This is a genomic window from Streptomyces sp. NPDC096311 (genome assembly GCF_044763085.1).
Classification (GTDB): domain Bacteria; phylum Actinomycetota; class Actinomycetes; order Streptomycetales; family Streptomycetaceae; genus Streptomyces.
In genome coordinates this window covers 141,804-156,766 of record NZ_JBIWFN010000007.1, presented here as the reverse complement: position 1 = coordinate 156,766, position 14,963 = coordinate 141,804, and the positions used below count along the sequence as shown (strand labels likewise).

At 68.1% G+C, this 14,963-nt stretch carries 15 protein-coding genes and 1 pseudogene; 9 read left to right on the top strand and 7 right to left on the bottom strand.

Annotation, left to right across the window (positions count from 1 at the left end; translation table 11 throughout):
* Window positions 1-199 precede the first annotated feature (199 nt).
* Together ACIRA5_RS19550 and ACIRA5_RS19545 are read right to left on the bottom strand one after the other, a co-directional pair.
* On the bottom strand, window positions 200-1,108 hold the full coding sequence (locus tag ACIRA5_RS19550) for a helix-turn-helix domain-containing protein (RefSeq protein WP_403692191.1): 909 nt from the start codon (window positions 1,106-1,108) through the stop codon (window positions 200-202).
* A 324-nt stretch (window positions 1,109-1,432) separates the two neighbouring features.
* Window positions 1,433-2,005, bottom strand: a complete 573-nt coding sequence (locus tag ACIRA5_RS19545) for an ester cyclase (protein WP_403692189.1) — start codon at window positions 2,003-2,005, stop codon at window positions 1,433-1,435.
* A gap of 164 nt (window positions 2,006-2,169) precedes the next feature.
* Between ACIRA5_RS19545 and ACIRA5_RS19540 the strand changes: the two genes are divergently transcribed.
* Together ACIRA5_RS19540 and ACIRA5_RS19535 are read left to right on the top strand one after the other, a co-directional pair.
* Window positions 2,170-2,781 (top strand): TetR/AcrR family transcriptional regulator, encoded by a 612-nt coding sequence (locus ACIRA5_RS19540; RefSeq protein WP_403692186.1) that lies wholly within the window; start codon window positions 2,170-2,172, stop codon window positions 2,779-2,781.
* A 267-nt stretch (window positions 2,782-3,048) separates the two neighbouring features.
* The gene (locus ACIRA5_RS19535) at window positions 3,049-3,501 is read left to right on the top strand and encodes an organic hydroperoxide resistance protein (RefSeq protein ID WP_403692185.1); all 453 of its coding nucleotides are present in this window, start codon (window positions 3,049-3,051) and stop codon (window positions 3,499-3,501) included.
* 133 nt (window positions 3,502-3,634) lie between these two features.
* Here the strand turns inward: ACIRA5_RS19535 and ACIRA5_RS19530 are convergent, their stop codons facing one another.
* Window positions 3,635-4,042 carry a hypothetical protein gene (locus tag ACIRA5_RS19530; RefSeq protein ID WP_403692183.1) on the bottom strand — a complete coding sequence of 136 codons (408 nt, stop codon included), beginning with the start codon at window positions 4,040-4,042 and terminating at the stop codon, window positions 3,635-3,637.
* Window positions 4,043-4,295: 253 nt separating this feature from the next.
* Between ACIRA5_RS19530 and ACIRA5_RS19525 the strand changes: the two genes are divergently transcribed.
* Genes ACIRA5_RS19525 through ACIRA5_RS19515 form a run of 3 tightly spaced genes read left to right on the top strand, consistent with a single transcriptional unit; the run spans window position 4,296 to window position 5,716 of the window.
* Window positions 4,296-4,790 carry an SDR family oxidoreductase gene (locus ACIRA5_RS19525; protein WP_403692740.1) on the top strand — a complete coding sequence of 165 codons (495 nt, stop codon included), beginning with the start codon at window positions 4,296-4,298 and terminating at the stop codon, window positions 4,788-4,790.
* Window positions 4,787-4,954, top strand: a complete 168-nt coding sequence (locus tag ACIRA5_RS19520) for a hypothetical protein (RefSeq protein ID WP_403692181.1) — start codon at window positions 4,787-4,789, stop codon at window positions 4,952-4,954. The genes ACIRA5_RS19525 and ACIRA5_RS19520 overlap by 4 nt, the downstream gene beginning before the upstream one ends.
* Window positions 4,955-4,966: 12 nt before the next feature.
* The gene (locus tag ACIRA5_RS19515) at window positions 4,967-5,716 is read left to right on the top strand and encodes an SDR family oxidoreductase (RefSeq protein WP_403692179.1); all 750 of its coding nucleotides are present in this window, start codon (window positions 4,967-4,969) and stop codon (window positions 5,714-5,716) included.
* 199 nt (window positions 5,717-5,915) lie between these two features.
* Here ACIRA5_RS19515 and ACIRA5_RS19510 read toward each other — a convergent pair.
* Window positions 5,916-6,014: pseudogene (locus ACIRA5_RS19510) on the bottom strand (winged helix DNA-binding protein); the annotation flags it as partial.
* 386 nt (window positions 6,015-6,400) lie between these two features.
* On the opposite strand from ACIRA5_RS19510, the gene ACIRA5_RS19505 reads away from it, so the two are divergent.
* Complete coding sequence (locus tag ACIRA5_RS19505) at window positions 6,401-7,567, top strand: MBL fold metallo-hydrolase (RefSeq protein WP_403692177.1); 1,167 nt, start codon at window positions 6,401-6,403, stop codon at window positions 7,565-7,567.
* A 136-nt stretch (window positions 7,568-7,703) separates the two neighbouring features.
* On the opposite strand, the gene ACIRA5_RS19500 is transcribed toward ACIRA5_RS19505, so the two are convergent.
* Window positions 7,704-8,459, bottom strand: coding sequence for a helix-turn-helix domain-containing protein (locus ACIRA5_RS19500; RefSeq protein WP_403692174.1), 756 nt, complete (start codon window positions 8,457-8,459; stop codon window positions 7,704-7,706).
* A 236-nt stretch (window positions 8,460-8,695) separates the two neighbouring features.
* On the opposite strand from ACIRA5_RS19500, the gene ACIRA5_RS19495 reads away from it, so the two are divergent.
* Together ACIRA5_RS19495 and ACIRA5_RS19490 are read left to right on the top strand one after the other, a co-directional pair.
* Window positions 8,696-9,361, top strand: a complete 666-nt coding sequence (locus tag ACIRA5_RS19495) for a DUF4097 family beta strand repeat-containing protein (RefSeq protein ID WP_403692738.1) — start codon at window positions 8,696-8,698, stop codon at window positions 9,359-9,361.
* A 33-nt stretch (window positions 9,362-9,394) separates the two neighbouring features.
* The gene (locus tag ACIRA5_RS19490; protein ID WP_403692171.1) at window positions 9,395-10,216 is read left to right on the top strand and encodes an alpha/beta fold hydrolase; all 822 of its coding nucleotides are present in this window, start codon (window positions 9,395-9,397) and stop codon (window positions 10,214-10,216) included.
* A 145-nt stretch (window positions 10,217-10,361) separates the two neighbouring features.
* Here ACIRA5_RS19490 and ACIRA5_RS19485 read toward each other — a convergent pair whose 3' ends face one another.
* Window positions 10,362-12,281 carry a multicopper oxidase family protein gene (locus tag ACIRA5_RS19485; RefSeq protein ID WP_403692169.1) on the bottom strand — a complete coding sequence of 640 codons (1,920 nt, stop codon included), beginning with the start codon at window positions 12,279-12,281 and terminating at the stop codon, window positions 10,362-10,364.
* A 499-nt stretch (window positions 12,282-12,780) separates the two neighbouring features.
* A complete protein-coding gene (locus ACIRA5_RS19480) occupies window positions 12,781-13,179 on the bottom strand; it encodes a DUF6234 family protein (protein WP_403692168.1) in 399 nt (132 codons plus the stop codon).
* Between the two features lie 410 nt (window positions 13,180-13,589).
* Between ACIRA5_RS19480 and ACIRA5_RS19475 the strand changes: the two genes are divergently transcribed.
* Window positions 13,590-14,963, top strand: coding sequence for a hypothetical protein (locus ACIRA5_RS19475; RefSeq protein ID WP_403692166.1), 1,374 nt, complete (start codon window positions 13,590-13,592; stop codon window positions 14,961-14,963).

Sequence of the window (14,963 nt, the reverse complement as noted above, 5' to 3'; positions counted from 1 at the left end):
CGTTGCCGTGGGTCCCTGAATTTCTGACACCGAGTGTGGGGACGGCGGGCGCTCGGACTCCTGCACGTTTCGCGCGTGTTTCTGCAGGATCGGCGCGGTGCGGTGGCTCTGGCGGGGGCGCGGGGCGGATGTGGCGCCTGAGGTGTGCCGGAGAAAAGGGGCGGGCGGGACGGGACGGGGCGGGCCGTGGAACGCGGCGTCAGCCCGCGCGTCGGACCGCGGCGGGGGTCGTGCCGAGCTTGGCGCGCATCACGCGTGTCAGGTGTTCCTGATGGGAGAAACCGCAGTGGACGGCCACGTCGGGGATGGGCAGGACCGTGGTGCGCAGCATCCGGCGTGCGTGGTCCAGCCGCAGTTGCAACAGGAACTGGTGCGGAGATTTTCCGGTGCTGGTCCTGAACTGCCGACTGAACTGGCTCGCGCTGAGCCCGGTGGCGGCGGCCAGCTCGGAGACGCGCAGCGGGTCGGAGATGCGCTGCTCCATCAACTCCCGTGCGGACACGAGCTGTTGAGTGGTCAGTCCCGACATCGCGCCGGCCGGCGCGGGAGGCCGACCGGCCGTGTGCGCGTGGGCGAGCTGGGCGGCGAGCATGCCGACGAGGTGATCGACGTAGGTGCGCGCGGAGGGTTCCCCCTGCCGCACGACGCCGTCCAGAGCCAGCATGACCTGCTCGATCAGGGGATCCGAGCTGCCCAGTTCCTCGGCGAGTTCCACCGCCCCACGGCCGCCGTGCGCTTCCTGGAGGGCCGAGTCGCTGAGATAGAGGTGGACGGTGTCGAGGCCCCCCTGGAGTTCGACATCCAGCGCGCGACCTGCCGGGTGGACAAAGAGCCCCCCTGCCGGAATCCGCTGGGCCCGCGTCGACCGGCCGGACCGGCGTCGGACGGTCACCGGGCCACTGAGGTGAAGGATCAGCAGATGAGTGGCGGCACCGTCGAAGGTCGAGTGGTACGGCGTTTCCCGCTGGGTGGACAGATAGGCGTGCTCCCAGCCCAGGCCCGAGCTCGTCCGGTGCGGGGCGACCCATGCCTGGCGCAGGATGCCACCGGTGTCGAGGAGGCCCAGCTCAGACATAGTTCCATCCCCGATCTCGGCGGTGGTGCCCATGCGAGCCTCCCATACGGTCGGCGATCAGGTCCATATTGTTGAGTGCTAAATCATTGTCGGATATTCCCGCCGGGGGAGGGGTGGGTCGGTCGGCGGGACGCCGACGGATGGTCAGGTCGGGCGGGCCGGGTCCGGCACCCACCCCGCTGCCGGCGTGGGCAGCCGGACCAGGCCCACCGACGGCGACCCCGCCGGAGGCGCGGACGCCCGGGACGACACGGTCGTCGATTGGTTGCGTCAGCGTTGTCCGTGTAGTCCCGGTGGAGCCAGGCGTGTCGGGACGCCGAGGAGGCTTTCGATTCAGTGGCTCAGTGGCTCCGCGGCTCAGTGGCTCGGTCCCGGGTTGCCCTGCGGCCGGCCGGCCGCCTCGACGGCTTTCGCCGTGACATCGGTCGCGGCGCGCGTGGCCCTTCCGGTCACCCGCCAGGCGACCATGCGCAGCGCGGTGGCCGGAGCGGGCGGGAAGACGCCGAGCTGGCCGAGCATGGTCATGTCGTCGCGCACCGCTTCGTGTCCGACCACTTTGCCGTCGCGGAGTTCGAGCACGTGCATCTGTTCGAAGTCGATGTCACGCCCGGTGGGGGGTATGGCCTGGTCGAGAGCGCCGTCACGGAAGCGGACGAAGGGACCTGTGTGGCGGCCCTGCATGCGAAGCCGTACCCAGACCTGTTCGTCGTTGCGGGCGATGCCGAGGACGGCGAAGGTCAGGTCGCTGAAGGCGAAGCGCATCCACGCGCCGGAGGCAAGGACTCCCGCCGGTCCGGGGAGTGCGCAGGCCGTGGGTGACACGGCGGCCTCGCGGTTGTGGAAGTCCTCGTGCACCACCTCTGAGGCCAGTGCCGGATCGCCTGTCTCGAGGACCCGGAAGAGTCCGTGGGCCAGGTCCGTGGCATCCATGCCCATTGCGTTGATCCTTTTCGACGGGTGTGTGATCTGAGGGGTGACGCCGACCGGTCCGAGGGGGACGGGCGGCGCGGTCGTGGCCGGGGCCGGGAGTGAGGCCGGCCGGGGGATATTGAGGTTATAGCACGCCTAATGAATTCACGCCTTAGGATGACGCCATGCCGTCCAAGCGCCGCTACGTCTCCCCGCTGCGCGAGCAGGCCGCCGCACGGACGCGGGCACTGATCCTCGGTCAGGCCACGGAACTGTTCGCCGAGCGCGGCTACGGTCGCGTGACCGTCGCCGACATCGCTTCAGCGGCCGGCGTCGCCTCCAAGACCGTCTTCGCGAGTGTCGGGAGCAAGAGCGACATCCTGAACCGGATCGTCGACCAGGGTGTGATCGCTTCTGGTTACGAGCAGGCCATGGAGGACCTGCTCGCCCTGCGGACACCGGAGTCGGTCCTGAAAGCCCTGGCCCACGGCACGCGGACGGGCAACGAGGGGCAGTTCGCCGTGCATGAAGCGATCCGCAAGGCGCTGCCCGTGCATGAGAACGGTGAGGCCCTGTGGGAGCGCGCGACCGCGGCGTACCGGGACGCGCTGCGCGCGACCGCCCAGCACCTGCACCACCTGACTCCGCCGCCCTCCCACTCGGTGCAGGAGACGGCCGACCTTCTCTGGTACTGGTTCGGTCCCACCGGCTGGCGAACGCTCGTGGTGGAGAACGGCTGGTCATGGGAGCGCGCCGAAGAAGTCCTGTACCGCACTGCGGTCGCCACTCTTCGCTGACACCGTTCGCCGAAAGCCGCCTGCGCGACGACGCTGGTCGGGACGCCGTTCGACAACTCCACGCTCAGGACGCATTCCGGCGGCTGAAGCTGTGCCACGCACCGCGATGCCGCGTCGGTCTCTACGACCGTTCGACGAATCGGGACGCGGGCGTGAATGGTCGCTCGTGCCCTACGGATGGGTCCGTCGAGGTGCGATCAGCGGCAGACTTTGGAAAGCTCCCGGCCGTGGGCCGGGGCAATCCGCAGGTCCGGAAGGGAGATCGAGATGGCACGAGTTCTCTACACGGCGGAGGCAACCGTGACCGGCGGCCGTGTGAACGGCCACGGGCGCACCCATGACGGAGTCCTGGACGTCCAGCTCCGCGCGCCGAAGGAGATGGGCGGCGAGGGGGGTGGCACGAACCCCGAACAGCTCTTCGCGGTGGGTTATGCGGCCTGCTTCGAGGGCGCACTCGGCGTGGTGGGCCGTCGCGAAAGGGTCGAAACCGGCGACGCTTCGATCGAGAGCCGGGTCAGCCTCCTGCCCACCGAGGATCGCGGTTTCGCACTTGCCGTGGAGCTTCACGTGACCCTGCCGCAGATCGCGGATCCCGAGCAGGCAGCGCAGATCGTCGCGGCCGCACATCAGGTGTGTCCCTACTCGAACGCTACCCGGGGCAATATCGACGTCACCTTGACCGCCAATGGTCACGGGGTCGCCCCGGGTGTCGGCGACTGAGTCGGCCCGGCCCGGCTCACTCCCAGCAGGGAAGCGGCTCCTTCCGGGTGGGGCCACCACAACGACTGGCGGGCGTGGTCGCCGTCGGGCGGTCCGTCTCTGTCCAGGATGGCGGCCTCGACCAGGGGCGCGGCTACGGTGCGGGCCGCTGTCTCGGCGCTGGGGTCCGTGGTCCGGCCAGGCACTGATCCCGGCGCCGTCGTAGAGCAGGATCGAGCGGCACCCGTGCGGGCGCGGCGGCCAGCCGGTGGGCGAGTGACTTCGCGGCCGTGGCGCCTGCCTGCTGGGCGAGGTCGAAGAACAGCTCGTGCAGCCAGGTGCGGTTGTCCAGCGCGGCCTGTTCGACGACACCACCGGGCGGGGCGTCGGGGCTCGCGCTGATGAACGCGCAGCTGCGGAACCCCGGCTCGGTGAACGACAGCCCCCGCACCTCGAACGCGCCGACCAGGCGCTCTTTCGAGGTGTCGTAGCGGGCTTCGAGTCCGCGTGCCATGCGCTCGGCGGTCGCCGCGTGCCGTGCCTGGAGACAGGCACGGACCACGCCGTCCTTGCTGCCGAAGGCGCCGTACAGCGTTGCCTTGGCGACTTTGGCGACTCGATGACACGGTCGATCCCGGCCGACTGGACTCCCTCGGCGTAGAACAGCGCGTCGGCGGCGGCCGGCGGCCGGCGGCCGGCGGCCGACAGCCGCGCCCGTGCGGCCACCCTGCGTTCCCGAGGGGACCGCATCTGCTCAGACATGGGTGACCATGAGGTGACCATGGGCAGACAGATCCGTCTGCCTTCGAAGGCGCATCCCCTGTCTGTGGAGCGCGAGGACAACCTCGACCTGTAACCCACTACCGCAGTACCCGGCCGGCATCGACCGGCTGGCCGCCGCGGCCGGTGAGATCGACGTCCTGGTCAACAACGCCGGGCACGCGGTCTGGGCACCGACCGAGGAGACGAAGGTCTCCGACTACGACGCGATGTTCGCCGGCACCGTGCGCGCGGCGTTCTTGGTCGTCGCGGCATTCGCCCTGGCGACGGCGGCGAAGGGATCGGGTAACGTGATCAATATCGGCAGCATGGCGGGCAGCCTCGGCCTGGCCACCGGTGCCGCGTACGGCGCGACCAAGGCCGCGCCGGCATCCATGACGCAAGGCTGGGCGGCCGAGTACAGCGGCCGCGGCGTCCGCTTCGACACGGTTGCCCCCGGTCCCGTTTCCACACGGTTGCCCCCGGTCCCGCCCAGACCCGGCCCCATGCTCAGGACCTGTTCGACGCCCTCGGCGGGACCACTGCGATGAAACGCGCGGCCGAGCCCGCCGAGGTCGTCGCCTTCGTCGTCTCGCCGAAGGCCGGCCAAGTCACCGGCGCGACCATCGCCGTCGACGGCGGCCGCACCGCCATCCGAACCCGCCCGTTCCTTGTGCGGGGATCGGGCACCAGAGCTGACACGACGCACACATGAAAGGTCACAGCCATGAACAGGCTGGACGGAAAGGCCGCCGTCGTCACCGGCGGCAGTAGCGGTATCGGATTTGCCACCGCGCAACAGTTCGTGGAGGAAGGTGCCTTCGTGTTCATCACCGGACGGCGCCGGCCCGAACTGGACAAGGCGAAAGACGAGATCGGCAGGAACGTCACGGCCGTCCAGGGTGACGTCAGCGTCTCCGCCGACCTCGACCGGCTCTTCCGGACCGTCGCGGAGGAGAAGGGGAAGATCGACGTCGTCGTCGCCAACTCGGGTGTGGTCGATCCGCAGGTGTTCGGCCGGATCACCGAAGCGGGTTTCGACCGTACCTTCAACGTCAATGCCCGGGGCACCCTCTTCACCGCCCAGAAGGCCTTGCCCTTGATGAACGACGGCGGTTCGGTCATCCTCGTCGGATCGATCGCGGGCCACATCGGCGTCGAGGGGTACACCACCTACAGCGCCACCAAAGCCGCCCTGCGCTCCTATGCCCGCACCTGGACCAAGGAGCTCAAGGGCCGCGGCATCCGGGTCAACGTCCTCAGCCCCGGCCCGATCGACACCCCGATCTTGGACGGCCAAGCGGACTCCAAGGAAGGCGCCGACGCGCTCAGAGAGGCCTTCGCATCCGTCATTCCACTCGGACGCATGGGACGCCCCGAGGAGGTCGCCGCGGCCGCCGTCTTCCTCGCATCCGACGAGAGCAGCTTCTGCGCAGGCATGGAACTGAGCGTCGACGGCGGCATGGCACAAGTCTGAGGAGGGAGCCCGTCGAACGGGGGCTCTCGACCCCGTCACGTCGCGGCAGGTCAAGCGGCTCCCGACAGGCCGCCCGGAGGGCGTCGGGCAACTGGTCCAGGTTCCCCAGCTGTTCGGCGCCCATCGCTCCGAAGGCCTCCCGCAACACCTGTTCCTCCGCCGCGGTCCCCGCGGCGAGCGCCTTGGCGCCCTCCGGGGTGAGGTGCGCCCGCTTGGAGCGCCCGTCATGAGGATCCGCCGTCCGCTCGACCAGTCCCGCACGCTCCAGTGCGGCAAGGGAAAAGCCGCCGGCCGTCATGCCGTCGGCGACCACTCTGCGCAGGTCGGACCCGAGCGGCAGAGACGGCGGTCCGACTAGGGGGGCACCTTCCGACCTCTCACGGCCAGCACTTCGGAGGGGTACGCCGAGATGACCGCCGTGAACCATCTCGCGCCGTAGGTGCTCTTCGCCGCCAAGACCGCAAAGCCCCTGCACTGCCCTGAGGTCGGGCCGAATGGCCATGCCCAGAAGATGTAGACACTGGCATCATTGTTGTCGTTGACATCATTGTTTCCAGTGACTACATTCGGGGGCGCAGATCCTGCGGAAACCCCGAGGGCTGTTCGTCGAGGCGGCAGGTCGACAGTGAACCTTCCGTCTCACCTCAGCCTCGGCCCACCTGGCTATCACTACGGAGACCTCTCATGCCTCTGCCGCGCCTCGGGCGGTTGCTTCGCCCCGCCGCCTTCGGCGGCATCCCCACCGGTGCACGACTGGAGCGCATGCAGGCATCTCCTCAGTACGCCGACGGCAGCTTCCGCAATCCGACGGCCACCCTGACCATGGCTTCCGGCTCCGCGCTCGACTTGGCCCGGACGAACGTTCACCGCGCCGATCGCGTGCGTCGCAGGCCGGCCACGGCGATCCCCCTGCACCGACCGACCCTCACGGGACCCGACGCGGCGCCGGAATCCGGTCTGCGACTGACCTGGACGGGGCACTCCACCGTTCTCACCGAGATCGACGGCGCAAGGCTGCTGTTCGACCCGGTGTGGGGCGAGCGGTGTTCACCGGTGGGCTTCGCGGGACCCCGACGACTCCACCCGGTCCCGCTGCCCCTTGAGGACCTCGGCCCCGTGGACGTGGTGGTGATCTCCCACGACCACTACGACCATCTGGACATGCCCACCATTCGCGCCCTCGTCGGCACGGGCGCCCAGTTCGCGGCCCCGCTGGGCGTGGGGGCGCACCTGGAGCGCTGGGGAGTCGCACCCGAACGGATCACGGAACTGGACTGGCACGAGTCGACACAGGTCGCAGGTCTGACACTCACTGCCACACCGGCCCGGCACTTCTGCGGACGAGCCCTGCACCGCCGTACGCTCTGGGCATCCTGGGTGGCGACCGGTCCCAGGCACCAGGTCTTCCACAGTGGGGACACGGGTTACTTTCCCGGCTTCGCCGAAATCGGGGCGGCACACGGTCCGTTCGACGCGGTGATGATGCAGATCGGCGCCTACAGCGACTTGTGGCCGGACATCCACATGACACCGGAGGAGGGTCTCCGCGCCCATCTCGACCTGGGCGGAGGCGAGCCGCACGGTGTACTGCTGCCGATCCACTGGGGCACCTTCAACCTGGCCCCGCATCCGTGGGAGGAGCCTGCCGAGCGCACATACGCGGCCGCTGCTGAAGCAGGTGCTCGGGTTGCCCTGCCCATACCGGGTCAACCCTTCGAACCTGGTGGCGAATTGCCCCAAGCCCCGTGGTGGCGGACGGTGGCAGCGCCCGCGTCCGACGCGGCCTCGACCGTCTCCAAGGCCCGCCGCCCGGCGGGCGCTCGCCCCGCACCGGCCCAGCAGCAGCCGTAACTCCGACGCACAACAGGGCCGCGAGCGGTGTCTCGCGGCCCTGCGTCGACCTGAGCCGCGCGGGCGCTCGCGCGGAGACTTCCGCACCCTGTAGCGGACGGCCGCTGCGGTGGAACCCGATGTCGAGAGGGTTTGTCTATCCGTGGTCCGGACCTGATGGGGCGGTGTCGTTCGAGGTTGCTTCGGGTCTGGTGTGGAGCACTTCGCGGGCCTGTTCGGCGGCGCGGGTGATGCTTTCGCTGATGAAGTCGAGGAAGCGGGCGATGTTCTCCAGGCGGATGGCGGCGGGGGTGCGAGGGCCGAGGACGGCGACGCCTTGGCGTGCGGTTTCGACGAGTTGGTCGTTGGCTCGGGCGCTGGCGATCGTCGCCTGGTAGAAGAGTTCGTCGTCGACGACGTAGCGGTCGCGGCGGCGTTCGTCGCGTTCCCGGCGGACGAGGCTCTGGCTCTCCAGGAAGGCGATCGCTTTGGAGATGGACGCCGGGCTGACCTGGAGCCGTTGGGCGAGCTGGGACGCGGTGAGGCTGCCCGCGTCGGTGGTGAACAGGCAGGTCAGCACCCGGGCCGTCATCTTGGTCAGGCCCGAAGCCATGAGGACGGTGGTGAACGTCTCCTCGTACTCGGCCACGGCCTCGGCGTCGCGTCCGTGCGGCTGAGGGGCTGACTCCGGCCCCCGGGAGGGGGCCGGCCTGCGCCGGTGGGCGCGGCGCTCGGTGGCGCGGTGGGCCAGGTCGGCGCGGTAGGCAGTGGGGCCGCCGTTGCGCATCACCTCACGCGTGATCGTCGAGGTCGGACGGTCGAGGCGTCGGGCGATCTCGGCGTAGGGGAGGCTGTCGGCCAGCCCCAGCGCGATCTGCTGGCGTTCCTGCTGGGTGAGCCTGCCTCCCGGCATCGCAATCTCCTCGGTGGTCCTTCGTGGCGGTCTATGCCCCCCACTGTAGCGTTCACGCTGTACCCATTGCAATGACAGGGACGGTTGTCGTTGCGTTACTCTCAGAACCGTTGCAACAGTTTCCAGGCATCTACCTGCATAGATGTCAATTCTATGCAACGAGCTCGTTGTCAGCTCCTTGAAAGCAACGTAGCGTTTCCGATGTCAGAAACAACGAGCGAGCACGGGAGAGCATGATGCAGAAGTTCGACACCCCCGCCCCGATCTCCGCCGTCCTGGACATCCCCGCCGGACGCATCCAGTTCATTGCCGCGGACCGCGCCGACACCACCGTCGAGGTCCTGCCCGCCGACCCCTCCAAGAGCCGCGACACCAAGACCGCTGAGCAGACGGCAGTCGCCTACGCCGACGGCGTCCTGCGGATCACGACCTCGACCTCCGACAACCAGCTCTTCGGCCCCTCCGGATCCCTGGAGGTCACCGTCCAGCTGCCCGCCGGCTCCCGTATCGAGGCCAAGACCGCGAGCGCCGAGCTCCGCGGCGTCGGACGCCTCGGCGACGTCGCCTTCGAGGGCGCGTACCGCCAGATCAAGATCGACGAGGCCGCGCGTGTCCGCCTCACCGCGATCGACGGCGACGTCGAGGTCGGCCGGCTGGGCGGCTCCGCGGAGATCCGCACCGCAAGGGGCGACATCCGGATCACCGAGGCCGTGCGCGGCACGGTCGTGCTCCGCACCGAGTCCGGCGACATCTCGGTCGGCGCCGCCGCCGGCGTCTCGGCGGCCCTGGACGCCGGCACCGGCTACGGCCGCGTCAGCAACGCGCTCAAGAACGACGGCACCACCGAACTCGACATCCGCGCCACCACCTCCCGCGGCGACATCACCGCCCGCAGCCTCTGAATGAACTGAACCGGAACCAGCCAGGGGGAACACATGACGAAGAACAGCACTTCCTCGATCAGTTCGAAGTGGACCGGCATGGTGTCGGTCGACGATACGGCCCTGGCCGTCACCGACACCGGCGGTCCCGGTATCCCTGTGGTCTACCTCAATGGCCAGTTCGCCACTCAGGGGTACTGGCGGCGGGTCATCGCCGAACTGGGCACGGGGTGGCGGCACATCACCTATGACGAACGGGCCCGCGGCAGATCGAAGCGTTCGGCGGACCATTCCTTCGAGGCAGCCGTCCGGGACGTCGATGCCGTTCTCGCGGCCAGGGGTGTGGACCGGGCGCTGGTGGTGGGCTGGTCCTACGGGGCGGTCGTCGGGGCGCACTGGGCCGGCCGGAATCCGGAGCGTGCCCTGGGCGCGGTCCTGGTCGACGGCGCGTTCCCGTACGACTGGCTCGACGAGGCCATGGAGCAGCGGATCCGGAAGCTGTTCCGGCGGATGGGCTGGTTCCTGCCGCTGCTGCGCCCGACGGGGCTGGCCCCGCGGATGACCGCCGAACAGCAGGCGAACAGCAACATCGAGCTCGGCAGGCTCTCCCGCGAGCGCGAGCTGGGCCCCGTGCTCGACGACATCACCGTCCCGGTGCGGTACGTGGTCGCCTCGGGGACGTCCTTCGGAAGCCGCGGTGACGAGCAGGAACGGATACGCACCGGTCTCGACGCGGTGGTCGCCCGCAACCCGAACATACGGATCGGCGCGAAGGTCGCCGGCAACCACGGTGCGATCCTCAAGAAGGACTTCCCGTCCATCGCCGAGGCCGTGCGCGAGGTCGCCGCCCTCGATCGCGCGGGGCGGACGGGGTGAAGCCGTAGCGGCCGAGCACGTTGCGGGGGTCATGGAAGCGCGGGGAGATGCCGGCGAACTTCCCGTACGCCTCGGCCTGTTCATCAGCAGTGCCGGTCCGGGCCCCTTGGGCGCGGACCGGCACACGCGGGTCGATCGGACCCCGTCAGTGGCTGTGGCCGCCACCGCCGTGACCGCCGTCGGGGCCGACGATCGTCCACGGGCGCATCAGGTCGTCGTCCTCGTGTTCGAGGAGGTGGCAGTGGTGGATGTACGTCGCCGGGAGCTCGGCGCCGCTGTTCGGAATCGACGCGATGTCATCCTTGGGCGGGACGAATTCCTGAATGATGATTCTGGTCACCATCTGCGCAGGGGCCTTGACCGTGTCCTTGTAGGACAGCGTTTCGTCCGGGTTCGGCGGAATCGGTGGGCCGGTGAAGTAGTTGGCCAACACCGGGTAGTCCTTTGGTTTGCGGCCATGGTAGATCCACTTTTCGTAATCCTCCTGGTAGTGGGCCGCGTCGATCGGCTGCCTGTTCAGCACCTGGAAGTTGACGAGGTGGACATGCATCGGGTGGGCGTCGTGGTTGGGATTGATGTACTCCCAGATCTCGGTCGAGCCCTCCTTGATGAAGTCCTGGGACGGCTCCATGTAGGGCACCGCGTTGAGCGTCATCGTCCTGAAGAGCTTGTGCTGGTACACGACCCATTCCCGCCGACGGGTGTGTGGTTTCGGTTTGATGGGTGCGACCGCCTGCAGCCTGAGTTTCTCGGGCGGCGTCGTCCTGTCCCTATCTCCGGACAATGGCTTGACCCGGAACTCCATGATGTCCGCGATTTCCGGCCCGCAGCCGGGGACGCCGGGGAAGTGGACCTGCGTTCCCGGATAGTTCGTCAATCTGACCTTCGTGCCCGCGCGCACCTGACTGAAGTCGACGATCAGGTCGTACCGCTCGGCCGGACTGATCAGGAAGTCCAGCATGCGCAGCGGGGCGCGGAAGCCGCCGTCGGTGCCGATCAGCCAGAATGGCAGTGGGGGCTCCAGAATTGCGTCTCTGGGGTCTACGTCGAACTTCAGCCGCCAGAAACGCTCGTTCGAAGCGTTGAGAATGCGCAGCCGGTAGCGTCGTTGCTCGACGTCCAGGAAAGGGTATGCCTTCCCGTTGACGACCGGGGTGTCCTCGCCTTCCCTGTCCACCATGGTGTAGGCGAGCGAGCCGTCCCGGTTGAAGGTCCGGTCCTGCAGGATGAGGGGGACCTCGAATTCGCCTTGCGGCAGCCCGAGCCGCTCGTCGGCGGGGTCACGAATGAGGTAGAGGCCGGCAAGGCCCGCATAGACGTTGAGAGCGCTCATCCCCATGGCGTGATCGTGATACCAGAGCATGCACGAATGGTCGTGGTTGGTGTAGCCGTAGATCGCTTCGTTGGGTTTGGCCCGGTGCGGGTCCAGGGTGGTGTAGCCATCGGCATGGAAGCCCTTCGGGCTGAACGACTGCTCCGGCAGGCCGTCGGACTGTGGTGCTGTGTAACCGCCGTGCTGGTGTACGACGTTCCACACGTTGATGTCATCGGGGAACTGCTTGACGTACTTGTAGGGAGGCGGAGGGACCGGGGCGACCAGGGGGTTCTTGTGGCGAATCTGGTCGATCACCTTCTGGAACATGTGGGTGGTCGGCAGCTCGTTGCGCCACTTGACGACCGTCGGGTGGTCCCTGGTCGTGCTGATGGTGGCCCCGAGATAGCCCATGCCGATCGGCTTGTGAGGATCGTGCGGGTTCGTGGCCCAGTAGCCCCACGCGGGTGACGGCGCGAGATCCCGGTGGAAGCGCCACGACCCCTGCCGCATCGTGAACTCGTAGTAGTCGGCGCCCGGATAGACGGAAGGATCTGAGATGGCTGTCAGCGGCCTGGGCAGCGGGTCGACGAACCTCTTCAGCGGAGGGGTGTTCGGCGTCCCCGAGGGGTCCTCACACCCTGCCGGCGGGTGAGCCGTCGCGGAATACGCCCGCGTTCCCAGAACACCCCCTGGAAACATGGCCGCAGCCCCCAGGCCACCGGCCATGAGGAATTTCCTTCGCTCAATCATCGTCCCTGTCCTTCCGTCGCCACACGTAGCAACCAAGGAATACAGGGGCTTATTCGGAGCGTAAGTGCAGCACGCCAGTCGGTTCCGAGAAGGCCACTCATTGAGCCGATCTCAGCAGTAAATCAGAAGGCATCGGAATTGGAATCAAACTATTACCGCAAGTCTGAATGCATACGCCATTTGAATACATGCGCCATTCTTCTGGCGCGTCCCATTCGGCTGCGCGGCGGACTGTGGGGCCGACTGATCGTTTCAGAGTGGGCTTCGGAGTCGCCTCAAGCACATGTTGCTGCGCGCGAGTTGAAGTGCTCGACCACCCAGCGGGTCGTGGAGCCGTACGGAAACGGGACCGGAGGATGCGGCGCCGGGACGGCCGCGCTCATCGGCGACCATGAGACGGATGAGCGGGTCGCAGATGAGCGCTCCCTCCACTGGTCGTGGGCACTGGCCGGGGCGACGTCAAGAGGTGACAACACGGCTTGATGCACGCCCGGCGGTCTCAGCAGTTCGCGCTGTAGCGGATGCGTCCGGGTGGCGGGGTGTGGCTGTGGTCCCACTCGTGCTGCGAGGCCGTCAGCGATCCGCCTGCCAGGAGGGCCACCAGCAGGTGCGCGATCACCGTCCAGCGGGCACGAAAGATTGCCGCGAGAACTGCCAGAATGAGTACGGCGATCAGCAGCATCCGTACCCGCCCCATGTGCGCGAGGCCGGCCGCGTCGATCTGCGCTTGTTCGCCTTGCGCTGCCCATACCTCCAGGCCGTAGCCATATATCCAGTCCACCACGAGCCACGCGGTCTCCAACAGGAACAGCGGGATCGCGAGGGCGAGGTCCACGCCCAGGCGTGTTGGGTGCGACCAGGGGCGTCGGCGTTCCGGGGCTGGAAGGGTGTCGGTCATGGCTGCAGGGTGCCGCGGCTGGTGGTGAGGCGCATGAGTACCCATACTCAACTCCGGTCGGCAAAGCGGCAGGTGAGGGGGGCTTCGTCAACTGACCGTGCGAACCCCGCTACCTGCCCGGACCCGCAGGCCACCTGCCGTCACCGGCCAGGGTGCAGCTCTGCCCCGACTCGACGTCACAACGGAGTCGTTCAGACCGTCCGCGTCAACTCGGCCTATCTGATGGCACGTTGAAAGATATGAGCTACACGGACCAGGACGTCTGTGACGGCCGTCGCGTGGCCGGCTTCGTGTCTCCGTGGCCTCCACGGCAGCGGCCGGCTCGGACGCGGGGACGTGACCTGACGAACGGTCAAGTTCCGTCGTCGAGCACCGAGGACCGCGGTCAACAACGCCGTAGCATCTGTCCGGTGAAGATCAATGGAATATTCAAAAAGGGTCTGAGACCCGCTGCGGCCACCGCGTATGTGGCGGTGGCCATGCTGTTGGTGTCGGCGGGCACCGCTCAGGCGGCCCCCGGCGACAACCCCAACAAGCTGACCACGATTACCTCGTCCTCGGAGCTGTCGAAGCTCCAACTGGTCGAGCACCGGGTCCCGACGGCCTCCCTCGACAATCTGGCGAGCGAGATGGGCACGTCCCGCGGGGTCGACCAGGTCCTCGCCAGTGCCAACCACCCGATGCGGAACGCGGCGAACTGCAACAGCACCGAGACCGCCGCCCTGCCGGTGAAACCGACCGCTGAATCCGCGTACTGCTGGGACACCGGTGACGCGGTGACACAGGACTGGCTGCCGCAGTCCGTGACCTCCTCCGGTGACGCGGACAACGACGGCGTGTGGGGCACCAACAAGGTCATCCTGTCCGGGTGGGGACAGAACGGCACCACCACCACCGACCACATGGGCCGTATCGCCTTCATCGACGCCAACGACCCGAACAACCTCACATACCGCTGGGTGCTGCCGGTCATCCCGCTCAACGGCGGCACCGACTACCGCGCGCTCAAGTCCCACATGGGCGGCATGGTCTGGTACCAGGACAAGCTGATCGTCACCTCGTGGGAGCAGGACTCCGACGACAACGTGATGTACATCTTCGACATGAAGCGCATCCTCCAGGCCACCGTCAACAGTTCCGCGGTCGGCAAGGTGAGTGGCGGATGGTCGGCGGACGGCTACCAGTACGTGATGCCGGCCATCGGCTCGTACAGCCTCGCCGGAGGGGACTGCAGCGCGGCCAACGATGACTCCCGGCCGTGCTTCGGCTCCATCTCGCTGGACCGCAGCAGCGCGCCGGACAGCCTGGTCGCCACCGAGTGGTTCTCCTCCGGCGGCACGCAGCCGGCCCGCATCTGGCGGTACGACTTCAGCTCCGAGCCCGGCTACCTCGCCACGGACAGCAGCAACCACGTGAACGCCTCGAAGGCGTACGAGACGAACGCCGTCGGGCTGCAGGGCGTGCTGTCGCACAGCGCCACCAACGGTGGCACGCCGAACTTCTACGTCGACGACGCGCGCGGCGGCGTCGGCCAGCACGGCATCCTGTGGCGGCAGAACACCAGTGGAGCCACGGCGGCAGCCAACTGCGGGCAGGACATCACCTACGCCTGCTGGGGCCAGCACACCGAGAGCATGTCCTACTGGTGGAGTACGGGCCGGGTGTGGACGCTCACCGAATGGGCGGCCGACAGCACAGGTCACTGGACAGGAACCGGCACCGCGATTCCGCAACGGGTGCTGTTCTCCGTGCCGTTGACCTCGATAGACAACTCACTCCGCTGA

Excerpts from the sequence above, each read along its gene's own strand:
- ACIRA5_RS19550 (WP_403692191.1), bottom strand. The coding sequence starts at position 1,108 with ATGGGCACCACCGCCGAGATCGGGGATGGAACTATGTCTGAGCTGGGC.
- ACIRA5_RS19545 (WP_403692189.1), bottom strand. The coding sequence starts at position 2,005 with ATGGATGCCACGGACCTGGCCCACGGACTCTTCCGGGTCCTCGAGACA.
- ACIRA5_RS19540 (WP_403692186.1), top strand. The coding sequence starts at position 2,170 with ATGCCGTCCAAGCGCCGCTACGTCTCCCCGCTGCGCGAGCAGGCCGCC.
- ACIRA5_RS19535 (WP_403692185.1), top strand. The coding sequence starts at position 3,049 with ATGGCACGAGTTCTCTACACGGCGGAGGCAACCGTGACCGGCGGCCGT.
- ACIRA5_RS19520 (WP_403692181.1), top strand. The coding sequence starts at position 4,787 with ATGAAACGCGCGGCCGAGCCCGCCGAGGTCGTCGCCTTCGTCGTCTCG.
- ACIRA5_RS19515 (WP_403692179.1), top strand. The coding sequence starts at position 4,967 with ATGAACAGGCTGGACGGAAAGGCCGCCGTCGTCACCGGCGGCAGTAGC.
- ACIRA5_RS19505 (WP_403692177.1), top strand. The coding sequence starts at position 6,401 with ATGCCTCTGCCGCGCCTCGGGCGGTTGCTTCGCCCCGCCGCCTTCGGC.
- ACIRA5_RS19500 (WP_403692174.1), bottom strand. The coding sequence starts at position 8,459 with ATGCCGGGAGGCAGGCTCACCCAGCAGGAACGCCAGCAGATCGCGCTG.
- ACIRA5_RS19495 (WP_403692738.1), top strand. The coding sequence starts at position 8,696 with ATGCAGAAGTTCGACACCCCCGCCCCGATCTCCGCCGTCCTGGACATC.
- ACIRA5_RS19490 (WP_403692171.1), top strand. The coding sequence starts at position 9,395 with ATGACGAAGAACAGCACTTCCTCGATCAGTTCGAAGTGGACCGGCATG.
- ACIRA5_RS19485 (WP_403692169.1), bottom strand. The coding sequence starts at position 12,281 with ATGATTGAGCGAAGGAAATTCCTCATGGCCGGTGGCCTGGGGGCTGCG.
- ACIRA5_RS19480 (WP_403692168.1), bottom strand. The coding sequence starts at position 13,179 with ATGACCGACACCCTTCCAGCCCCGGAACGCCGACGCCCCTGGTCGCAC.